The 22,014-nt window shown below is 68.4% G+C and carries 18 protein-coding genes; 9 read left to right on the forward strand and 9 right to left on the reverse strand.

The features are described 5' to 3' along the window. Positions 1-2: 2 nt before the first annotated feature. Positions 3-716, forward strand: coding sequence for a purine-nucleoside phosphorylase (gene deoD, locus FB475_RS06575; RefSeq protein WP_141853487.1), 714 nt, complete (start codon positions 3-5; stop codon positions 714-716). 203 nt (positions 717-919) lie between these two features. Continuing rightward, positions 920-1,300, forward strand: a complete 381-nt coding sequence (locus tag FB475_RS06580) for a hypothetical protein (protein WP_141853490.1) — start codon at positions 920-922, stop codon at positions 1,298-1,300. Positions 1,301-1,306: 6 nt separating this feature from the next. Here FB475_RS06580 and FB475_RS06585 read toward each other — a convergent pair whose 3' ends face one another. Next, a complete protein-coding gene (locus tag FB475_RS06585) occupies positions 1,307-1,942 on the reverse strand; it encodes a TetR/AcrR family transcriptional regulator (RefSeq protein WP_238331995.1) in 636 nt (211 codons plus the stop codon). 159 nt (positions 1,943-2,101) lie between these two features. On the opposite strand from FB475_RS06585, the gene FB475_RS06590 reads away from it, so the two are divergent. The 3 genes from FB475_RS06590 to FB475_RS06600 are packed head-to-tail and all read left to right on the forward strand — an operon-like array spanning position 2,102 to position 5,622. Further along, positions 2,102-2,908 carry an SDR family NAD(P)-dependent oxidoreductase gene (locus FB475_RS06590; protein WP_141853492.1) on the forward strand — a complete coding sequence of 269 codons (807 nt, stop codon included), beginning with the start codon at positions 2,102-2,104 and terminating at the stop codon, positions 2,906-2,908. Then, entirely contained in the window at positions 2,909-4,033 is a 1,125-nt protein-coding gene (locus FB475_RS06595) for a DUF5938 domain-containing protein (protein ID WP_141853494.1), read from the forward strand. After that, the gene (locus tag FB475_RS06600; protein WP_141853497.1) at positions 4,033-5,622 is read left to right on the forward strand and encodes an AMP-binding protein; all 1,590 of its coding nucleotides are present in this window, start codon (positions 4,033-4,035) and stop codon (positions 5,620-5,622) included. Before FB475_RS06595 ends, FB475_RS06600 begins: the two co-directional genes overlap by 1 nt. On the opposite strand, the gene FB475_RS06605 is transcribed toward FB475_RS06600, so the two are convergent. After that, a complete protein-coding gene (locus tag FB475_RS06605; RefSeq protein ID WP_141853499.1) occupies positions 5,619-6,293 on the reverse strand; it encodes a GOLPH3/VPS74 family protein in 675 nt (224 codons plus the stop codon). The genes FB475_RS06600 and FB475_RS06605 overlap by 4 nt on opposite strands. A 974-nt stretch (positions 6,294-7,267) precedes the next feature. On the opposite strand from FB475_RS06605, the gene FB475_RS06615 reads away from it, so the two are divergent. Together FB475_RS06615 and FB475_RS06620 are read left to right on the forward strand one after the other, a co-directional pair. Beyond that, entirely contained in the window at positions 7,268-7,783 is a 516-nt protein-coding gene (locus FB475_RS06615) for a Uma2 family endonuclease (protein WP_141853501.1), read from the forward strand. Further along, positions 7,780-8,436 (forward strand): Uma2 family endonuclease, encoded by a 657-nt coding sequence (locus tag FB475_RS06620; RefSeq protein WP_238331996.1) that lies wholly within the window; start codon positions 7,780-7,782, stop codon positions 8,434-8,436. Before FB475_RS06615 ends, FB475_RS06620 begins: the two co-directional genes overlap by 4 nt. A gap of 24 nt (positions 8,437-8,460) precedes the next feature. On the opposite strand, the gene FB475_RS06625 is transcribed toward FB475_RS06620, so the two are convergent. From FB475_RS06625 to FB475_RS06645, 5 genes are all read right to left on the reverse strand, one after another. After that, complete coding sequence (locus tag FB475_RS06625; protein ID WP_141853503.1) at positions 8,461-11,685, reverse strand: ATP-dependent DNA helicase; 3,225 nt, start codon at positions 11,683-11,685, stop codon at positions 8,461-8,463. Then, positions 11,685-14,903 carry an ATP-dependent helicase gene (locus FB475_RS06630; RefSeq protein ID WP_141853505.1) on the reverse strand — a complete coding sequence of 1,073 codons (3,219 nt, stop codon included), beginning with the start codon at positions 14,901-14,903 and terminating at the stop codon, positions 11,685-11,687. Before FB475_RS06630 ends, FB475_RS06625 begins: the two co-directional genes overlap by 1 nt. An 80-nt stretch (positions 14,904-14,983) precedes the next feature. Beyond that, a complete protein-coding gene (locus FB475_RS06635; protein WP_141853507.1) occupies positions 14,984-15,280 on the reverse strand; it encodes an MGMT family protein in 297 nt (98 codons plus the stop codon). Between the two features lie 10 nt (positions 15,281-15,290). Beyond that, positions 15,291-16,130 carry a TIGR03560 family F420-dependent LLM class oxidoreductase gene (locus tag FB475_RS06640; RefSeq protein WP_141853509.1) on the reverse strand — a complete coding sequence of 280 codons (840 nt, stop codon included), beginning with the start codon at positions 16,128-16,130 and terminating at the stop codon, positions 15,291-15,293. 56 nt (positions 16,131-16,186) lie between these two features. After that, entirely contained in the window at positions 16,187-16,453 is a 267-nt protein-coding gene (locus tag FB475_RS06645) for a DUF2277 domain-containing protein (protein WP_130439916.1), read from the reverse strand. Positions 16,454-16,531: 78 nt separating this feature from the next. Here FB475_RS06645 and FB475_RS06650 point away from each other — a divergent pair, with 78 nt between their 5' ends. Beyond that, positions 16,532-17,170, forward strand: a complete 639-nt coding sequence (locus FB475_RS06650) for a TetR/AcrR family transcriptional regulator (RefSeq protein ID WP_185759114.1) — start codon at positions 16,532-16,534, stop codon at positions 17,168-17,170. A gap of 1 nt (position 17,171) precedes the next feature. Next, a complete protein-coding gene (locus tag FB475_RS06655) occupies positions 17,172-17,951 on the forward strand; it encodes a maleylpyruvate isomerase family mycothiol-dependent enzyme (protein ID WP_141853513.1) in 780 nt (259 codons plus the stop codon). Here the strand turns inward: FB475_RS06655 and moeZ are convergent. Both moeZ and FB475_RS06665 read right to left on the reverse strand, forming a co-directional pair. Next, positions 17,948-19,138: an adenylyltransferase/sulfurtransferase MoeZ gene (moeZ, locus tag FB475_RS06660; protein ID WP_141853515.1), complete on the reverse strand. Its 1,191-nt coding sequence runs from the start codon at positions 19,136-19,138 to the stop codon at positions 17,948-17,950. The two genes, FB475_RS06655 and moeZ, sit on opposite strands and share 4 nt — an antisense overlap. Positions 19,139-19,259: 121 nt before the next feature. Beyond that, complete coding sequence (locus tag FB475_RS06665; RefSeq protein ID WP_141853517.1) at positions 19,260-22,013, reverse strand: Calx-beta domain-containing protein; 2,754 nt, start codon at positions 22,011-22,013, stop codon at positions 19,260-19,262. Position 22,014 lies beyond the last annotated feature (1 nt).

Here is a 22,014-nt window from a genome sequence, read left to right on the forward strand (position 1 = left end):
GCATGAGTATTCACATCGCCGCCGAGAAGGGGCAGATCGCGCCGCGGGTGCTGTTCCCCGGGGACCCGCTGCGGGCCAAGTGGATCGCCGAGACCTACCTGTCCGACGTGATCTGCTACACCGAGATCCGGAACATGTTCGGGTTCACCGGCACCTACAAGGGTGAGCGGATCTCCGTCCAGGGCTCCGGCATGGGCCAGCCGTCCGCCTCCATCTACGCGAACGAGTTGTTCGAGGAGTACGACGTACAGACCCTGATCCGGGTCGGTACGTGTGGCGCGCTGACCGAGGCGGTCCGGGTCCGGGACGTGATCGTGGCGATGTCCGCGAGTACCGACTCGCAGATGAACCGGCTGCGTTTCCACGGTATCGACTACGCGCCGACCGCGGATTACAAGCTGCTCCGCGCGGCCGTCGACGCGGCCGAGGCGGCCGGGCTGAACGTGCACGTCGGCCAGGTGTTCTCCGGCGACCTGTTCTACAACGACCGTCCCGACCTGGTCTCGCGGACCGCGGAGTACGGCGTGCTCGGCATCGAGATGGAGGCCGCCGCGCTGTACACGCTGGCGGCGAAGTTCGGCCGCCGGGCGCTCGGCATCATGACGGTGTCGGACCACCTGATCACGCACGAGGTGACGTCCGCGGAGGAGCGCCAGACGACGTTCTCCGAGATGATCACGATCGCACTGGACGCGGCGATCGAGGTGCCGGTCTGAACCGCCGGCTCGGCGCGGCCTTCGCCTGCGCCGCGCTGCTGCTCGGTACGACGGCCTGCTCCAGCAGCAAGCCGTCGTCATCGTCCGGGGGCAGCAGCCCGAGCACATCTACTACCGGATCTACTGCCGGGCCTACGACTGGACCGTCGGCGACGTCCAGCAGCGGGTCTGAAGAGACACTGTCGGATCTCACCGAAGCACAGGTGGTTGCCGCGTTCACCGGTCAGCAGTACCAGTGCACCACCGACGAGGCGTACCAGACGTGCAGCAAGGGCACGACGTCCGTACAGGTGCTGATCGGCACCCAGCCTCGCCCTGCGGTGCTCTCACTGCAGGCCACGGGCGCCGCCGCAGAGGCGGCAGCGGCGCTGGTCGAGTTCGCACCGCAGGCGCTCGAGCTCGCTCACGTGAATCCACGCGGCACGATCGTCGACTGGCTGAAACAGCAGTCGGGCAAGGCGGGCGGTACCACAACGGCCGGCAACTGGACCGTCGAATTCTCCACCGAGTCCGGTACCGATCAGCCCGGCGCGATCCTCACGCTGACCGACAAGCTCTGCAAGGTGGACTGCGGAGCGGAGTAGCGGGCGCTACGCCGCGACCAGTTTGGGCAGCACCTGCATGATGCGGTCGCACAGCAGTGCGGGTGCCTTGTCCGGGTTCGCGGCGTAGGCCACCACGGCCTGCTCGAACAGGCCGTCGACCAGGGCGTACGCCGTCGGCGCGTCCACGGTCGGGATCGTCTCGGTGAGATCGGCGTACCGCGACAGGATCCGCCAGATCATCTCCTCGAGCAGCTTGTCGATCGCCTCGACGTCCGGGCGCAACTGCTCCTCGAACATGCTCTGCGCGCGGAGGTCGTACCAGAGCTTGTGCATCGGGGTTTCCTCGACCAGCGTCTGGGTCATCTTGGCCAGGAAGCCGGTCGCGAGCTCCTCCGCCGACGTCGCCGTCTCCACGACCTCGTCGTACCGCCGGGCGCACTTGGTCTTGTAGTAGCGCACGCAGTAGCTGATCAGGTCGATCTTGTCGCGGAAGTAGTAGTGCACGACGCCGTGCGTGAACTCGGAGTTGTTCGCGATCTCGCGCAGGCTGGTGCGCGCGTAGCCGAGCTCACCGAGGGTCTTCAGCGCGGACTCGGCCAGCGCGATCCGGCGGCGCTCGATCTTGTCGATCCCCGAGACGCGGGCAGGTCGCTCCTCAGCGGCGGACACCACGGCATTCACCCACTCTTCTGCTCGACTCGTTGCGTCAGAGTACCCCGCGCCGGGCCAGGCGCGTCCCGGCGCGGGGCGGTTTCTTGACAAGTGTCAAACAAAGTCTTGACGAGTGTCAAAAGACTGGCCCAGAGTGTGAACAACCCGTACGAGCAAAGGGAGCTTCAGATGGGTTCACTCGATCTCTCCGGCCGCAAGGCCCTGGTCACCGGCGGCGCGCAGGGTCTCGGCGAGGGCATGGCGCGAGCCCTCGCGGCAGCCGGTGCCAAAGTCGTGATCAGCGACATCCAGAAGGACCTCGGCGAAAAGGTCGCCGACGCACTGGACCAGGAGTACGGCGACGGGAACGGCTTCGTCGCGCACGACATCACCGACGACGGCGACTGGGAGAACGCGGTGGTCGCCGCCAACGACATCCTCGGCGGGCTGGACATCCTGGTGAACAACGCGGGGGTGGAGATCACCAGCCTGCTCACCGAGGTCACTGCGGACCAGATCCGCAAGATGCTCGAGGTCAACATCCTCGGCACCACGCTCGGCATCAAGTGGGGTCTGCGGACGATGCGTCCCGAAGGCCTGGCCGGTCAGGGCGGCGCGATCATCAACGTCGCGTCGGTCGCGGCCACGATCGCGTTCCCGGGCATCGCGGTGTACTCCGCGACCAAGTCCGCGGTCGACCGGCTGACCCGGGTCGCCGCGATGGAGTCCGGCAAGCTCGGGTACGGCGTCCGCGTCAACTGCATCTACCCCGGCCTGGTCCCGACCGCGATGGGCGCCGGTCTGGCGAACGACGTCGCCCAGCTCGGCCTGTTCGAGTCGCCCGAGGCCGCGGTGGCGGCGGTGGTCGGACTGACCCCGTCCGGACGCCTCGGTGAGGTCTCGGACATCGCGGACGCAGTGGTGTTCCTGGCCTCGAACGAGGCGCGGTTCATCACCGGCATCGGCCTGCCGGTCGACGGCGGGATGGGGATGTAGATGTCCGAGAAACCAGTGGTTGTGTACGGCGCCTCGGGCTACACCGGCCGTCTCGTCTGTGAGTACCTGCGGCACTACCACGTTCCGTTCGTCGCAGCCGGTCGTAGTGAGGACAAGCTGAAGGCGTCGATGGACTCCAACGTCCCCGGCATCGAGACAGCGGACTACGAGGTCGCTGCGGTCGACCATGACGTCTCAGCACTGACCGACCTGTTCAAGGGCTCGTCCGTGGTGCTCAACACGGTCGGACCGTTCAGCGAGCTGGGCCCTGCCGCAGTAGAGGCTGCGCTTGCGGCAGGAGCGCACTACACCGACACCACCGGCGAGCAGGACTGGTTGATCACCTGCGACGAGAAGTACGGTGCCAAGTTCGCCGAGGCCGGCCTGCTCCTGGCGCCGGGCATCGCGCAGATGTACACGACCGGTGAGATCGCCGCACAGCTGTGCCTGGAAGAGCCCGGTCTCGACACGCTCGACATCGCAGTGTTCTGGGGAGGCAGTCCGACCATCGCCTCGACCCGCACGATCCTGGTGAACGCTGCGACGTCCAAAGCGCACTATCTCGATCAGAACGCGTACGTCGAGTTCCCGGAGCAAGGCCTGGTGCCGTTGGTGGTGCCTGGGCAGCATGAGCTGGCACTGTCACTGCCCTGGGGTGGCACGTCGCACCCTGTCTGGTTCAAGCGTGACCCACGGGTGGCCAACTGCAAGGCACAGGGCGGTGTGTTCAACGCTGCGCTGATGAACGGCGTACCGCAGATCGTTGCGGCTGCGCTGGAAGCTACGAAGGACATGGCGCCGGACGACCGCAACGCGGCTCTCACCGAAACAGCACGTCAGGTGATGAACCAGATGCCGCCGCGCGAGAACCCTCGCGTCAACAAGTCGCTGGACTCGGTGCACGCGTCCGGACCGCTGGGGCGGGCGCACTGTGTCATCCACGGCAACAGCAATTACCAGCAGACAGGGCTGCTGCAGGCGTACGCGGCGTACTCGCTGCTGCAGACGCCTCCGAAGCGGGTCGGTTTCGCGAGTGGCTGTCAGGCGTTCGGTCACCGCGAGCTGCTCGGCGTACTGCGGAGCTTCGGGCTGGTATCGGAGCCGCAACTCATGGTGTATCGCTGATGCGACTGGTCGAGTATCTGGACAAGGGGGCGTCGCTGGCGCCGGACGCCCCCTGCCTCACCACGGACGGCGAGACGCTGACGTACGCCGACGTACAGCAGCTCTCGTACCGGATCGCGGGTGCGCTGGCGGCGACCGGCGTACGGCCCGGCGGGAAGGTCGCGATCCTGTCCGCGAACGATCCGGTGGCGTTCGCCTGCGTGTTCGGGATCAGCCGGGCCGGTGCGGTCTGGTGCCCGATCAACCCGCGCAACGAGGCGGCCGAGAACCGCGAGCTGCTCGACCAGTTCGACTGTGAAGTACTGATCTACCAAGCGGCGTTCGCACCGCTGGTGGACCGCATCCGGGACTCGTTGCCGAAGATCCACACGTTCGTGTGCCTCGACGGTGCAGCTCCGGACCCACAGACCTCCGGCCTCACCCCCCACCCTGCCGGCCGGAGAACTGTCGGCTGGGACGCGTTCTGCGGGGGCGCGTCCCAGCCGGCACCTGATCTGACCTCACCCGACGACCTGGCGATGATCGTCGGTACCGGAGGGACGACCGGGCGCCCGAAGGGGGTGATGCTCAGCAACGGCAATCTCGAAGCGATGACCGCGCTGACGCTGATGGGATACCCGTTCGGCGAGCGGCCCGTGTACTTGGCGCTGGCACCCCTCACGCATGCGGCAGGCGTGCTGTGCTTCCCGGTGCTCGCGTCCGGCGGCGAGATCGTCATCATGCGCGCGCCCGACGTCCACGCGTTCCTGGAACTCATCCCGCGCCACAGGGTGACGCACACGTTCCTGCCGCCGACGCTGATCTACATGGTGCTGGCGGCGCCGGAGCTCGACGCCACGGACCTGTCGTCGTTGCGGTGCTTCTGGTACGGCGCTGCGCCGATGTCGGTGGCCCGGCTCGAGGAGGCGCTCCAGCGGATCGGTCCGGTGATGGCGCAACTGTTCGGGCAGACCGAGGCACCGATGATGATCTCGATGTTGCCGCCCGCCGCGCACTTCGATGCTTTTGGCAACATTGCGCGGGACCGGCTGTCCTCGGCGGGACGACCGGCGCCGCTGGTCACGGTGGCGATCATGGGCGCGGACGGCACGTTGCTCCCGCATGGGGAGCGCGGCGAGATCGTGGTGCGCGGGTCGCTGGTGATGAAGGGGTACTACCGCAACGCCGAGGCGACCGCGGCTGCTTCGGCGTACGGCTGGCACCACACCGGCGACATCGGGTACCTGGACGACGAGAACTACCTGTACATCGTCGATCGCGCCAAGGACATGATCATCACCGGTGGTTTCAACGTGTACTCCACCGAGGTCGAGCAGGCGCTGATGGCACACGCCGCCGTCCAGGACTGCGCGGTGATCGGACTGCCCGACGAGAAGTGGGGCGAGCGGGTGGTGGCCGTCGTACAGCTCCAGCCGGGCGCCTCGGCGGACGCGGGCGAGCTGATCGCGTTCGCGAAGGCGCGGATCGGCAGCGTCAAGGCGCCGAAGGAAGTACTGGTCTGGCCGGACCTGCCCCGCTCCAAGGTCGGCAAGGTGGTCAAGCCAGACATCAAGGCCCGGCTGAGCGTCGCTCCTGACCCCACGCCCTAGCTGCTGCTGCCTGCGCTCGCTGCGGTTGTCGACGCGATGATCGCGGCTGTTACGGCGGCTTGCATCTCGGCAACCGCCTTCTTGACCGCGGCCGCGGCCCAGTCGGAGTCGGCAATCTCCTTGGCACGCTGCTTCAGCGCCCGCTTGTCCACCGCGTCGGTGATGACCTTTGGTACGACGTTCAGCGCGCTGAGCAGAGCGATCAGCGCGGCGGTGCGCTGATCCGGCGCCAGCCCGTGGGTGAGCACGCTTTCCAGTTGGGTGCGCACCTCCAACTCGTGCCGCGCGTCCTTGGCCGGCCAGCGGGTCACCGGGAACAGGCCGAGCAGCTTGCCCTGGTCGGCCTCCAGCACGCCCTTCTGGGCGAGCCTGGTCAGCAACTGATCCCGCAGGTGCTTCGACAGCGGCTTGATCTGGTCCTTGGGCTTCTTACCCGGCCTGTTGACCACATACGACAGACGCTCGTCCAGGATCGAGTCACCGGTCGGAGCGCCGTCCAGCACCTGCAGCCGACCCGACCTTCCCTCACTGGTGATGTCCAGCTTCTGCTGCAACGTCAACTCGATCAACACCGCCCCGGCCAGCGCAAAGTCCAGCCCCGGCGACCCGGTGATCGGCTTGCCGGTCTGATCGTCGTACAACAGCAACAACAGATCCTCAGCGATCAACATGCCACCAACGTAACCAAGCCGCCCGCCACGAGACATCCACCGCACGACCGACTCGACAAGTCCACCTCACGTCACCACCCGCTGGTCAGGAACAGGCGACGGGGTCGCGAGACATGAAATAGCACGTGCGCTCACACCAGGAGGTGTTCCGTGACCCCGTAGTCCGGGCGGCGGCCGGGGCGGTGGCGGTGCCCGGGGCGGTGGCCGGGGCGGTGGCGGTGGCCGGGGCGGTGGCCGTGGCGGTGGCCGGGGCGGTGGCCGGGGCGGTGGCCGGGGCGGTGGTTGGCGCGGTGGCCGGGGCGGTGGCGGTGGCCGGGGCGGTGGTTGGCGCGGTGGCGGTGGCCCGGGGCGGTGGCGTGGTTGGGGCGGTGGCGTGGTTGGGGCGGTGGCGTGGTTGGGGCGGTGGCGTGGTTGGGGCGGTGGCGTGGTTGGGGCGGTGGCGTGGTTGGGGCGGTGGCGGTGGTTGGGCGGTGGTTGGGCGGTGGTTGGGCGGTGGTTGGGCGGTGGTTGGGCGGTGGTTGGGCGGTGGTTGGGCGGTGGTTGGGCGGTGGTTGGGCGGTGGTTGGGGCGGTGGTTGGGGCGGTGGTTGGGGCGGTGGCTGTGGCGCCGGCTGCGGCGGTGGCCCGGGGCCAAGGCTGAAGCGGTGGTCCGGGGCGATGGCTGGAGCGGTAGTTGGAGCGGTAGTTGGAGCGGTGGCCCGGGGCGGTGGCCCGGGGCGATGGCTGGGGCGGTGGTTGGGGCGATGGCTGGAGCGGTAGTTGGAGCGGTGGCCCGGGGCGGTGGCCCGGGGCGGTGGCCCGGGGCGGTGGTTGGGGGCGGTGGCCCGGGGCGGTGGTTGGGGCGGTGGTTGGGGCGGTGGTTGGGGCGGTGGTTGGGGCGGTGGTTGGGGCGGTGGTTGGGGCGGTGGTTGGGGTGGGGGTTGGGGTGGGGGTTGGGGTGGGGGTTGTGGATAACTTCTGCGGTGGTGCGGCGGGATGCGTCAGGCTGGTGGGGTGCCGACAGCAACAGCTACCCGGGACGGACGGCGGTACGAGATTGTCGACGGTCGCCTCCTCGTTACCGGACCCCAACCGCCTGCGCACCACGCAGCCGTGGTCGCCCTGATGGTGCAACTGAAACGCGCCTGCCCACCGCACCTGCTCGTCGCGGTCGGTTCCCTCGACTTCCGCCCCACCCTCAACACGTCGCTGCGCCCGGATCTCCTGGTCTGTCCCCGTACCACCGCCCCGCTCCTGACCACCCCACCCCTGCTCGTGGTCGAGGTCCTCTCCCCCAGCACGAGAACCACCGACGTGGTCCTCAAACGCACCCTCTACGAAACCCACCGCGTCCCGTCCTACTGGCTCCTGGACCCCACCACCGAAGAACTCACCGTCCTCGAACTGACCCCAACCGGCTACACCTGCCAAGCCGTCATCCAATCCGAGGAGACATACGAGACCACCCGCCCCTTCCCACTCCCCCTCGCCCCCGCCACCCTCACCAGATGACCAAAGCGGGGCATCTCGGGGCAACCTGGGGCAGATCGCCGAAACGGCACCAACCACCTGCGCGGAGCCGCCATGCTGGTCGTGTAATCGACAAGGAGGCACCCGCCATGGTGGACGTGGAAACACACGAGCCGGGTCATTACACGGTGGCCGATCTCGAAACGTTCCCCGACGACGGGAAGCGTTACGAGGTGGTCGACGGGACCCTGCTGGTGACGCCCGCGCCGTTGCCGGTCCATCAGACCGCGGTGGTTGAGTTGGCCGTCGCTCTCCGGGAACGCTGCCCAGAAGATCAGAAGGTGTTCATCGCGCCGATGGACTACCAGCCGACGCCGACACGGTCCGTGCAGCCCGACCTGCTCGTCTGCCGTCGGCAGGATGTCGGATACAAGAAGATCGAGAAGCCGCTGTTGCTCGCGGTCGAGGTTCTGTCGCAGTCGCCGAGTCTGGCGGATCGCATCCTCAAGCGGCATTTGTACGAACAGGCCGGTGTCACGTCGTACTGGATCTTCGATCCGGGCAACGAGGAACTAACGGTTCTCGAACTCGACGGCGACATGTACGTCGAGCGGGCCGTTGTCACCGGCAAGAACGCATTTGAGGCAGAACTGCCGTTCCCCGTGCGCATTGTCCCCGCCGACCTTGTCATCTAGCCGGGACAACCCCGGCGCAGATGCTCATCCGTTAAGGAGGTTGGTTAGTTGTTGTTTGTCGGGGAGGTTTTCGGGGCGGATTATTTCGCCGGTGCGGACGTAGTAGAAGGCGGCGGTGATGTGGGACAGGGGGATGTTCATGAGTTCGGACCAGGCGACTCGGTAGATGGCCAGCTGGAGGGGGTCGGCGGTTTCGCCGCGGGTGGTTTTCCAGTCGATGACGTCGTAGCCGCGGGAGCCGTCGGGGCGAACCAGTTGGTAAACGGCGTCGATGCGGCCGCGGATGACGCGGCCGTCGAGGGCGAGGGCGAACGGGGCCTCGATCTCGTACGGCGTGGTGTCGCCGAACGGGCCGTCGCGGAAGGCGTCCATCAGGGTGGTCAGGTCGGTGTCGTCGACGATATCCTCGTCCGCGGCCCCGGGGAGGTCGTCGGGGTCGAGGAGTAGTTGCTGGCCGAAGTAGCTCTCGACCCAGGCGTGGAAGCGGGTGCCGAAACGCGCCGCCCGGTTGGGTTTGCGCGGCATCGGCCGGGCGAGCTCGGCGGCCAGACCGTCCGGGTCCTTCGCCAAGCGCATGAGCTGGGTCGCGGACAGCGCCGCCGGCAGCGTCACGTCGTACGCCTTCCGGCTCCGGCTTTCCTTTGCCTCGGACAACAACCGCTCGATCTCGGAGTCCCAGCGCGCGACGGTTGCCTGCTCGTCGAGGAGCAGCGAGTCCTCCGCCTCGACCGACGGACCTTCCGCGCGAGCCTGCTCGACCAGCGCGACCGCCTCGAGCCGGCGCTGGAATGCATCCCGGTCGTACGGCGTGGGCCACGGCGCCTGGGTCTGCTCGGCGAGCTCCGGGTTCTCGGCGGTGAGCTCCGGCTGCTCCGCCCACGCGATCACCCGCTCCCCCGCGTGCTTCTTCAGCGTCTCCAAATACGACGACGGTCCGCGCGGCCGCTTCTGCGTCAGACCCCACCAGTGCCCGGTCGCGACCAGCATCTCCTTCGCCCGGGTGAACGCGACGTACCCGAGCCGCCGTTCCTCGAGCGCGTTCATGTCCTTGCACTCGTCCGCGAACGCCTTCAGCCCGGCGTTCGTCAGGTCGTGGATGTCCGGCAACGTGTCGGCGTCACCCCGTAGCGGCCACGGCAGCACCTTCGCGTTCGTTGTCCACTTGTCCCGTCCGCGGTCCGACGGGAACACCTTCGACACCAGGGTGGGTACGAACACCACCGGCCATTCGAGTCCCTTCGACCGGTGCGTGGTGAGCAGCTTCACCGAGTCGGCTTCACTCGGTACGGCGAGGTCGAGGCCGGCGGCGTACTCCTCCTCGGCGGCGAGGTACGCGAGCAGGCCGTCGAGCGACCCGTCGGACTCGGTCGACACAAAGTTGCCGACGGCATCGAGGAACGCGGCCAGGTGGTCCCGCCGGCCGGCGTCGACGTGATCCGGCGTCGCGGTCAGCTCGACATCCAGGCCGATCGTGCTGATCACCCGGCGGACCAGATCCAGCAGCGGTTCGCCCGCGTGCGCGCGCAACTCGCGAAGCTCAGCAGACAGTTCCTTGAAGCGCACAAGGGCTTCCGGTGCGTACTCCAGCGGACCCGGGTCGTCGACGGCCTCGGCGAGCGAGCTGACCTCGGTCGAGTCCATCCCGGCGACGGCAGCGTCCAACGCGGACACCAGGTCGTCGGTCTGATGATGGGATCCGCCGTCGGCAAGCATCCGGGCCCGGTTCGCGAGCAGCGCGAGATCGCGATGACCGATCCGGTACCGCGGGCCGGTCAGGATCCGCAGCATCGCCGCGTTCGCGGTCAGGTCGTTGACGGCCTGCAGGGTCGCGACCACGTCGACGACCTCGGGCAACGCGAGCAGCCCACCGAGACCGACGACCTCGACCGGGACCTTGCGCGCGATCAGCGCCTCGTGCACCGCGCTGAGGTCGACGTTCGTCCGCATCAGGATGCCGATGTCCTTCCACCGGCGGTTGCGGGTCCGATGCGCCGCGACAATCGCGTCCGCGACCCACTCGACCTCCTGCGAGCGCGTCTCGAACAACCCGACCGTGATCGCTCCCTCAGGGGCATCAGCAGGCGCCTCGAGCGGAATCACCCCGGGATGCTGTTCGTACAGCTCGGCCGCATGCTGGTTCGCAGCGGCAAGGATCCGGCTTCCACACCGGCGGTTGACGCTCAGCACATACCGCGCAGCAGGCGACCCGTCGGCCTGCGGGAAGTGCGTCGGGAACTCGTCCAGGTTCGCAACGGACGCACCACGCCACCCGTAGATCGCCTGACACGGATCGCCGACCGCTGTGACGGGATGCCCGCGCCCGTCACCCGCGGCGAAGAGCGCCGTCAGCATCCGCCGCTGCGACACCGAGGTGTCCTGGTACTCGTCCAGCAGCACGACCTTGTACCGCCCGCGCTCGACCGCGGCGACCTCCGGGCACTCCTCCGCGAGCCGTGCCCCGAGCGCCATCTGGTCGGCGAAGTCGACGACGCCCCGCTCCCCCTTGTACGCCTGGTACTCCTCGACGAGCTGCAGGATCTCCCCACGCTTCAACGCGGTCTCGGCGAGCTTGCGTACTTCGACCGTCTGCTTCCGCGCCGCCGCGACCTCCTGCCGGACGGCGTCATCGTGCTCGCGGACGTCGTCGGGGCGGAGCAGGTGGTCGGCGAGTTCACCGTCGAGCGCGAGCAGGCTGTTCACCAGCGTCGGTACGTGGTGTGAGGCGAACCGGATCGGCCCGGCGGACCGCCGTACCACTCGACCGGCGAGCTGGTACCGGGTCGCGTCCGCGAGAACCCGCGAGTCCGGCTCGAGACCGAGCCGCAAGCCGTGCTCGGCGATCAGCGTGCCGGCGAAGGCGTGGTACGTCGAGACGACCGGCTCGCCCGGCTCCTCGGGCTCCCAGTTCGGGATGTTGCTCCGCAGGTGCGCGGCGAGGATCGGGTGCTGGTCCCGGGGCAGTGTCGACCCGAGGACGCCGGCCTTCGTCAGGTCCTCGCGAATCCGTACGTCGAGCTCGTTCGCCGCCTTCTTCGTGAACGTCAGGCCGAGCACTTCTTCCGGCTTGACCTGCCCCGTGCAGATCAGCCACACCACCCGGGCCGCCATCGCGGTCGTCTTCCCCGACCCGGCGCCGGCCACGATCACCCCGGGCGCGAGCGGCGCGGTGATCGCGGCCAACTGCTGATCGGAGAACGGGATCCCGAGCAGATCGCACAGGTCGGCCGTGGTGCGCAGTTCGACGGCCATCAGACGATCTCCCGGCCCTCGGGCTGGATCGGGCAGAGCGCACGCGCCTCGCACCGGCTACAGCCGTCGTTGCGAGTGGCCACGAAATCCTCCGAACGAATCATCTTCTCCGCATCGTCGACGGCCTCGTCCAGCCAGGTCCTGCCGTCCTCGTCGGTCTCCAGCGGACCCTGGTGCTGCACCTTCGGGAAGCCGCCGTTGTCGTCGTGGCGCAGCTGCACCAGCTCGGCACCACCGGCGACGGTCTCCTCGCCGAGCTTCTTCAGCTGGCGGGAGTTGATCGCGCGCTGGTAGATCGCCAGCTGCACGTGCCGCGCCAACGCCGGCTTGGTCGGGATGTTCCGCCCGGTCTTCAGGTCGACGACCCGGACCGTACCTTCCGGATCCTTCTCAACCCGGTCCATCCGGCCCGTCACCCGAACCGCAGGGTGCTCCTCATCGGGAAGCAGTACGTCGAATTCGACCTCGGTGCCGACCAAGGTCCGATCCGGCCGCCCTTGGTGCCAGGCGACAAACCGCCGGAGCGCCTGCTCCGCCTCGACCCGCTCGCGGTCCGAGATCCACGCCGACTCGAACTCGAGCTGCGTCCACACCTTGTCGAGCCACCCGTTCAGCTCGTCGACGGACGGTGGCAGCACCCCGGTCGCGACCGCGTCCGCGAGCGTGTGCAGCACCATGCCGAACCCGATCGCCGACGTACTCGGCGTCTCGCCACCCGCGCGCCGGGTCAGGAACCACCGCAACGGACAGTCCACGATCGTCGTCAACGCACTTCCCGACAACGGCACCGGCAGGGCGGGATCCGCGATCGGGCGCACCGACTCGGTCCGCTCCCGCACGCCCCACCAGCGGGCCGGATCCGCCGTCGGCACCAGCGGCTCCTCGCGATCGTCGACCGCCGACGCGAGCTGCGCCAACCGATCCGCCGCGACTCGCTTCAACGCGGGCGACGACGCCGGATCCGCCAGCACACAGCGCAGATCCGCGACCAGCCCCGGCAGCGACAACGGCCGCCGCGGCCGCCCCGCCACCAGTTTCAGAGGAATGTCCAGCTCGGCAAGGAATCGGGAAGGCTGATCGCCGTCGGCCTCGGGCGCCTGCACGGCGGTCACGATCAGACGCTCGCGCGCCCGGGTGATCGCGACGTAGAACAACCGTCTCTCCTCGGCGAGCAACGCGCCCGCCGACAACGGATCGATCAGCCCGTCCGGACCCAGCCGGTCCGGCTCCAGCAGCGACCCCCGCCGCCGCAGGTCCGGCCACTGGCCCTCCTGCACCGAGGCCACCACGACCAGCCGCCACTGCAACCCCTTGGACCGGTGCGCGGTCATCAGCTGTACGCCGGCCTCGCGGTACGTCCCGTCGAACCGGTTGTCGCCCGCGATGTCCAGCGACTCCAGCTCGGACAGGAACGCCGAAACGCCTTTGAAACCGACCTGTTCCTCGGCCCGCCCGGCCGCGTCGAACAACGCGCACAACGAGTCCAGGTCCCGGTTCGCGGTCCGCGCCGTCTCACCTCCGGACGCGGCCTGCCCCCGCAACCGCCGCAGCCACGGCGAGTCCGCCCACAGCGACCACATCACCTCGTCCGGCGCCGCGCCCGCGGTCACAATGTTCCTTGCCTTGAGCAACCGTTCGCCGAGTGCCGCGAACCGCGCCTCGGCCGGTGAAGCCTCCTCGTCGAGCAGCAACGGGTTCAGCATCGCTTCCCGCAGCAGTTCGTCGGACGAGCGCGGCAACCGCTGCCCGCCCGCCGCGTCCCGGTCCCGGCGACGCAGCACCCGCGCCAATCGCCGCAACTGACCCGCATCCATCGCGCCCAACGGCGACAGCGCCAACGCCCGGACGACGTCGACGGTCAACGTCTCGGGATCCGCCACCGCCCGCAACGCCAGCAGCATCGGCCGAACCGCGGGCTCCCGCGACAGCGGCAACTCGTCACCCGCGACGTCGACCGGGATGCCCGCCGCGGCCAGCGCCCGGCGCAACGGTGGAATCGAACGGCTCCCGGAGCGGACGAGCACCGCCATCTCGCTCCACCCGATGCCGTCCTGGACGTGCGCGCGCCGCAACAGGTCCGCGATGTGCTCGAGCTCGGCCCCACTGGTCGAGTACAGATTCGCCTCGACCTTTCCCGGACCGAACACGCACGACGACGCATCCGGGTTCCGGAACCGCTCGAAGGTGTCCCGGTCCAGCGAGCCCGGTACGCCGAGCCGGTTGACGACGTTCCGCGAGACGCGTTGCAGCGTGGTCCCGAAGCGGCGCGTCGTACCCAACGCGATCTGGGCCGCCTCGGCGCCGTCGCGGGTGCGGAACTCGTCGGTGAACCGCAGCAGCCCGCGGACATCCGCGCCGCGGAAGGTGTAGATCGATTGATCCGGATCCCCGACCACGACCAGGTCGCGCCCGTCGCCCGCGATCGCCTGCAGGAGCTTGGTCTGCCCCGGATCGGTGTCCTGGTACTCGTCGACGAACACGGCCTTGAACTCGGTCCGCAGCTTCGCCTGCACCGCCGGCTGCTGCGCCAGGATCACCGCACGATGGATCAGCTCGGAGTAGTCCAGCACCTGCTCGGCGTCGAGGACCTGCAGGTACTCCTCGAAGAAGTCGCCGACCGCGACCCACTCGGCCCGCTCGGCCGACCGCCCGATCGCGGACAGGTCCTCCGGGTCGAGCCCCAACTGCCGCGCCTTGCCGATCACGGCCTGCACCTCGTCGGTGAAACCGCGCGTCTTCAACGCCGGATGCAGACTGCTCGGCCAGTGCACTGCCCCGACCTCGCGACTGCCAGACAACGCCTCGGTCAACCGCAACGACTGCTCCGGTCCGGAAGGAAGTCGCAGCGGTACGTCGAACGCGTCCGCCGGCGTGAACCGCCGCAGCAACGCGTAACAGAACGAGTGGAACGTCATCGACGGCATCACCCGCGTCGTCCGCCCCAGCCGTCCGGTGATCCGGTCGCGCAGCTCGGTCGCCGCCTTCCGCCCGAAGGTCAGCACGAGCACCTCGTCCGGACTCAGCCCACGGTTGCGGACCCGATCGACGACGGCCTCCACCAAAGTCGTCGTCTTGCCGGTGCCCGGGCCGGCGAGCACGAGCAGCGGTCCGCCCGCGTGGTCGACGACCGCCTGCTGATCGGCATCCAGGACAGGCGTTTCCGCCTTCGGCTGTGTCGCCCGCACCAACCGGTACCGGGAACCCTGTCTGCTGACCACCGCCACATCTCAACAGACGCCACCGACAAAACTCGCGGCCCACCCCGCAAACCCTGTAAATCGTCGAAAACCGGACGCTTTCAGACCTCCGGATGCCAGCGCGCCTCGCGCAGATTGACGCGCCCGTTCGTGATCCGGACACCGTCGGACCGGAGCCGGTGCAGTTGCTCGTCACCGACCTCGTCGGCCGGTACGCCGGACGCGCGGATCACCCGCCACCACGGCACACTCGCGCCGTACTCGCGCATGATCGCGCCGACCTGCCGCGGTCCGCCCTGACCGACGTACTCGGCGATGTCCCCGTACGTCGCGACGCTGCCCTCCGGGATCGACTCCACGGCCTGCAGTACCGCCTCGACGTACTCCTCCCTGTCCACGGAGACGAATCTAGGCGAGTGGCGCGAGTGCTTTCGCGAGCGGTTCGAGGACCGACGGCGGCGCGTCCAGCGGCAGGTTCATGATCACCAGGTCGACGCCGGCCTCGCCGTATGCTGCGGCCTCGGCGACCGCCTTGTCGAGCGGGCTGTCCGGGTCCATCCGGACGTTCACCGAGCACGTGATCTCGCCGACGTCACGACCGACCTCCTCGCAACGCTGCACGAGGACGTCCTTGAGCGCCTTCCACTCCTGTGGGTTCGGGACGATCACGTTCCACTGCTGCGCCCACTTGGCGACGGCGCGAAGCGTCCGGTTCGGGCCCTTGCCGCCGATCGTGATCGGTGGGTGCGGCGTCTGGACCGCCTTGGGGTTGCAGTAGGCGTCGGTGAGCTTGATGTACTTGCCGTCGAAGTTCGCGACCTTCTCGGTGAGCAGCAGGATCATCGCCTGCGTGCCCTCGTCGAAGCGGTCGAAGCGCTCCTTCAGCCCGTACAGTTCGATGCCGTACGCCGCGGTCTCCATCTCGTTCCAGCCCGCGCCGATGCCGAGCTCGAGCCGCCCGCCCGAGATGATGTCGGTGGTCGCGGCCATGTTCGCGAGCACGGCCGGATGCCGGTAGATCATCCCGGTCACCTGGCAGCCGAGCCGGATCCGCGACGTCGCCTCCGCGAGCGCCGCGAGCGTCGTCCAGGCCTCCAAGTTCGGGCCCTGCATGTCGCCGGTGAGCGGATAGAAGTGATCCCAGTGCCACGCGGACTCGAAGATCTCGAACTGATCCGCCGCGACCCACACGTCCCGCAGCTGCTGCCAGGTGGTGTGCTCCGGCCTGGTCTTGATCGCGAACCGCATGTACGCCCTCCCTTGAGCCAACCGTTTCCCCGGCTGACCCTACTCCGGGAAGGTGCTCAGTCGAGGCCGAGGCGGGCGCGGACTTCGGGACGGCGCAGCGGTGGGACGGTCTGGGGTGGCGTGCGGCGGGCCGGCATCTCCTCGAGAAGTTGCTCGGTGATGCGCGCGACCTCGGTGGCGGCGCGTTCGATCGGGCCGCGCGTGGTCGCGCTCAGCGAGCCGACGCCGGTGACCTTGCGGACGTACTGCAATGCCGCCGCGTAGATCTCCTCGGAGGTCGCGGACGGCTCGAGTCCCCGGAGCACTGTGATGTTTCTGCACATGCCTTCAGACAGTACGCGCTGCCGAGGACAATCTACGAGGTATTGACATCCCTAATGCCGTTAGGTTTTCCTCATGGTATGAGCACCGCCGCTACACCGGACCGTCGGACCCGCCGTCGTCAGGAGACGATCGGCGAGATCCTGGACGTCGCCATCGAACTGATGGGCAGCGAGGGTGTCGCGGCGCTCAGCCTGTCCGCGGTGGCCCGGCGGCTCGGGATGCAGCCGCCGTCGTTGTACCAGTACTTCCCGTCGAAGATGGCGATCTACGACGCACTCTTCCAGCGCGGTGCCGAGCAGGTCCTGGCCGTGCAACGAGAGGCGATCGCTGCCGCGACGACCGACGACGTGATCGAGGTGCACCTGATCGGCGCCACCGCGTTCGCCCGGTGGTGCCTGCGAAACCCGGTCTACTCGCAGCTGCTGTTCTGGCGGACGATCCCGGGGTTCGAGCCGAGCCCGGAGGCGTTCGCACCGGCACAGGAAGCCCTGGCAGACCTGCGCGGCGCTCTGCAGGACGCGGTCGACGCCGGCCGGCTGCGTCCGGACGCGGCGAGCGACGAGGGGGTCGCGCTGTTCACGTCGCTGACGTCAGGAGTCCTGTCGCAGCAGATCGCGAACGAGCCGGACGTGCCGTTCGAAGAGGGGCGGTTCAGCCGCCTGCTCCCCGTCGTACTCGAGATGTTCTATCAGCACTACGCACCAGCAGGGGGATGAGATGACCGCAGTACTCGCGGAGCAGATCGGGCGGCCCGACCGGGCACGGTGCCGGGTCCACCGGGACGCCGAGCTCCAGGCGTGGCACGAGCTGCTCGCGTCGATCGAGGGGGACGAATGGCAGCGCCGGACGGTCTGCGACGAGTGGGACGTCGCGGACATCGCCGGCCACCTGATCGGGCAGGCGGAGGACGTGAACCGGCCGCTGTCGTTCCCGCGCCGGTACCGCAAGGCCAAGCGGGTCTATCCCGGCGTACTGCGGATCGACGCGCACATGATGGTGCAGGCCGACGAGCACCGCGGTACGCCGCCGGAGCGACTGCGGACCGAATTCGACGGCGTGTGGGGGAAGGCGACGCGGCGGATCTCGACGGAGCCGGCGGTGCTGCGGCGGATGTCCATGACGGTGAACGGGTTCCGGATGAATCTCGGGTACGTCCACGACGTCCTGCTCGCGCGGGACCTGTGGATGCACCGCGACGACGTCTGCCAGGCGCTGGGCCGCCCGTTCGACGCCGGGCCGTACGCCGCGGAGCTCGTCGCACAGGTGATGTACGACGTGATCGACGGGCCGTGGTGGGGCGAGCGGCCCGCGGTCGAGGTGGAGCTCACGGGGGCTGGAGGCGGGACCTACCAGCTCGGGAGGGGCGAGCCGGTGGGTCGCGCCGCGGTGGACGTCGTCGGTTACATGCGGACGCTGTCCGGACGCGACGACGCCCCAGCGGTCACCGGTGACCCGGCAGCCACTGAGGCGATCACGTCGTGCAGGATGCCCTTCTAGTAAGAAGGTTGGCTCGGGTCGATCTGGTCGACCCAGGCCACCACGCCGCCGCCGACGTGGACGGCGTCGGAGAAGCCGGCGCCCTTGGCGATGGCGAGGACCTCGGCGGAGCGGACGCCGGTCTTGCAGTGGAAGACCAACTGCTTGTCCTGCGGCAGCTTCTCCAGCGCCACGCCGGTCTGGAAGTCCGCCTTCGGGATGAGCACCGAGCCCGGGATCTGGTTGATCTCGTACTCGTTCGGCTCCCGGACGTCGATCAGGACGAAGTCCTTCTCGCCGTTGTCCTTGAGCTTGATCCACTCGCTGAGCTGCTTGACCGAGATCGTCGAGCCGACGGCCGCGTCGGCCGCCTCCTCGGTGAGCGCGCCGCAGAAGCTCTCGTAGTCGATCAGCTCGGTGACGGTCGGGTTCTCGCCGCAGATGGCGCAGTTCGGGTCCTTGCGGACCTTCAGCGAACGCCAGTTGAGGTCGAGCGCCTCGTAGATGTTCAGCCGGCCCAGCGACGGGTCGCCGATGCCGGTGAGCAGTTTGATCGCCTCGGTGACCTGCGCGGCGCCGACCGACGCGCAGAGCACGCCGAGGACACCGCCCTCGGCGCAGGACGGAACCATGCCGGGCGGCGGGGGCTCCGGGTACAGGCAGCGGTAGCACGGGCCGTTGTCCGCCCAGAACACGCTGACCTGGCCGTCGAAGCGGAAGATCGAACCCCACACGTACGGCTTGTGCAGCAGCACCGCGGCGTCGTTGACCAGGTACCGGGTGGCGAAGTTGTCGGTGCCGTCGACGATCAGGTCGTACGGCTCGAAGATCTCGAACACGTTGTCGTTGTCCAGCCGGGTCTCGTGCAGGACGACGTTCGTGTACGGGTTGACCTCGAGGATCGACTCCTTGGCCGACTGCGCCTTGGACTTGCCCACGTCGGACTGGCCGTGGATGACCTGGCGCTGCAGGTTGGACTCGTCGACGGTGTCGAACTCGACGATGCCGAGGGTGCCGACACCGGCGGCGGCCAGGTAGAGCAGCGCCGGGCTGCCGAGGCCGCCGGCGCCGATCACCAGCACCTTGGCGTTCTTCAGCCGCTTCTGTCCGGCCATCCCGACCTCGGGGATGATCAGGTGCCGCGAATAGCGCCGCACCTCGTCGATCGTGAGCTCGTCGGCCGGTTCGACCAGCGGTGGCAAAGACACGTGTCGGCTCCTCAGGAAGACATCGGACGGGGTCTGCTGGTTTTCAACCATCTGTCCCGCCTCCATGTTCCCGCACTCTTTCAAGCGCCTCCGACAGAGTCCACATCTCGGTACCCGTGTCTCAGTCGTTGTCGGTGATCGTGACGGTGAGCGTCTTCGGCACCTTCAGTACGGCGCCGTCGACCGTGGTGATCACCGCGCTGAACGTCTCGGTGGGCTCCTTGAGCCTGTCGTCGAGGATCCGTACCTGGAGCTCACCGGCGGTCTTACCGGCCTCGACGTACCCGTCGATGGCCCGGACCGCCGGACCCGTCCCGTCGTCGTTCACGCTCCGGTAGTCCTTCCGGATTACCGCTGTACCGTCCTTGAGTACGCCGGCGAACGTGACGTACTTGTCGCTCGGCGCGGACAGCTTCACCGGGAAGTTGACCACCCCGTTCTTCTCCACGGTCTTCACGTTGCCGAGGATCAGTTTCGGCGTCGGGTCGTCGTCTTTGACGAGCCCGTGCCCGAAGGACTGGTCCAGCAGCGCGTCGTGCGGCACTGACAGCACCAGACTGAACGGCAGGTCGTAGCTGTCCCGCGTGTTCCCGACGATCGGTACGGTCACCTTCTGGCGTACCTGCCCCGGCTTGAACACCAGGTGCCGCGCGACGTCGCCCACCGACGTACCGAGGTCCCCGTTCGTCTCCGCGTACACGCTGACCGGACGGATGCTGGGCCGTGACAGGCGGACCCAGAAGTCCACGGTGTGCGTGCCCTTGTCCCCCTCCTTCACGGTGACGTTCGACGCGGACAGCTTGGGCAGCAGAACGGCAGGCGCGGACAGCCCGACCCCGGGCGACGAGAAGGCCAGATCACTCACGTACGCCGAGCCCTTGGCGACCCTGTCCGTCCTCAGCTCCACACTGCGTACGTCGCTGAGATCCACGCCCTTCAGCGACGCCACATGGATCCGTACTGTCCGTAGGAGGTTCTTGGGCAGACCGCTGTCGTTGGCGCCAGGCATCCGTACGAGCGCGTCGCTGACGGCTGACACCGGTACGGCGGCCGCTCTGCCGTGCCCGTCGACGATACGGACGGTCAGGTCGGTCTTCGGGGTGCCGGCCGGGTCCGGTGCGGCGCGGAAGGTGAGCGCGGCGAAGCGACGTACGTCACGCTGCCACGCGGGGACCGTGACGCGCACTACCCCGTCAGTACCGCTCCACTTGATCTTGGTGACCGCGGTGGTCGGTGTCTTGGACGCAAACCACGCCGTGGTCCAGTGAGGTGCGTTAGCCCAGTCGTCCGTGGTCATGCAGGTCGGTAGAGCAGCCCTGACCGCAGTATTGGTCACACCGGCGCACACCGTCGCTGTGACCTTCCCGCTGACCGCTCCACGAGGCAGGGCCTTGTCGAAGTGGGTCAGATCCTCCCGCGACGCCAACGGTGCCTGGGAGGTCACACGTACGACGGCCTTCCCGGCCGACGCGGCCCGTGAGTCAGAACCGTCGAACTGCGGCAGGAACTGCGTCTCGTGCCCCAGCTGCAAGCGGAAGAAGCCCGCGATGTACGCCGTACCCACGGCTTGCTGCTGCTTCGCCGTCAGCCTCCCCGCGGACTTGGAACCGCAGGGCGACGCCTTCTCGTCACCGGCCCAGTCGTCGTTGGACGGCGCGGTGGACTGCCCTGGCGTCCACTCGGTGTTGAAGAAGTTGTGGTTGGCACCCATCACCAGCACGGTCGAGCGGGGCGCGGTGTCACCGCCAACGGCGTACCTGGTGTCGTCGTAGAACAGTTGGCCTTCGAGATCGGACACGTCACCGTCGCAGTACGGAAGTACGACGCTCATCGCGACGCCGGGAACGGTGGACCGCGCGAAGTCGGTAGGAGCGAGAGGTAGTACTGCGCGGATGCCGAACTGGCCGCCGCGGTCAGCGTTCAGCTGTGCCGCCCTTGCGACGCCCTCGCCGCCGCGGGAGTGGCCCATCAGGCCGACGTCCTGCAGGTTCAGCTTGCCGACAAAGCGGTTGCCGAACGGTCCACCCCCGACCGTGGACCACCGACGCCACAGGGCCAGGTGGTCCAGGATGAGCTCGGCCCGCGCTTGGGCGCCCGCGTCGTACGCGTCGCTGTCCCAGGCGTTGACGGCGTTCGCGCTGATCGACACGACCTCGTACCCGTTGCTGGCCAGCGCTGTGGCGGGACCGTCGTATCCGCGGTAGCTGGGGATCGGCTTCATGCCCGGCGGGCACGGCCACGGCTTCTGGTCGTCTGCGGGATGAGTGGGCTCGCCGTCGCAAACCTCGTGCCGGCCGTGCAGGAAGACGATCACAGGTCGCGGGCCAATCGCACCATGCGGCGAGTAGACCTTGCCGCGCAGCTCGGACCTGTGCGCGAGACCAGGCAGGTACACGGCCTCGTCACCGAGGTTGTACTCGGCTGTGTCCACCTTGTACTTGCCGAGCACGCCAGGGTCCGACGGGAGCAACGGACCACGCCGCGCCTTCAACCAGTCGGCGTCTGTGGAGCCGGTGGCCGCAGTGATGCTCCGGCTCTTGCTGGACTCTTTACCGAGGTCCCCGGACCACACCAGCCGTACGTCGTGCGCGTTGACGACAACCGGGTCAGTGGTGACCAGGGTCAATGACTTGCGGTCCGCGGACTGCTTCGCGACTCCTAAGGGATTTCCGTCGACCTCCAACAGCGGAAGGGACGCGCGCATCGGTGCGGGCGCGTCGAGGTGCAGGGTCAGTTGGTAGCCCACTGCGAGCGGACGCACGTCCCACTGGTTGCTTTGAGCAACAACTGGCGGCGCGGCGGTCGCCGGCAGCGACCCCACCCCCAGCAGTACGGCGATCCCCACGGACAGATTTCGGGCGGTTCTGCCAATCACG

Origin of the sequence: Kribbella jejuensis, assembly GCF_006715085.1 — a bacterium.
GTDB lineage: Bacteria > Actinomycetota > Actinomycetes > Propionibacteriales > Kribbellaceae > Kribbella > Kribbella jejuensis.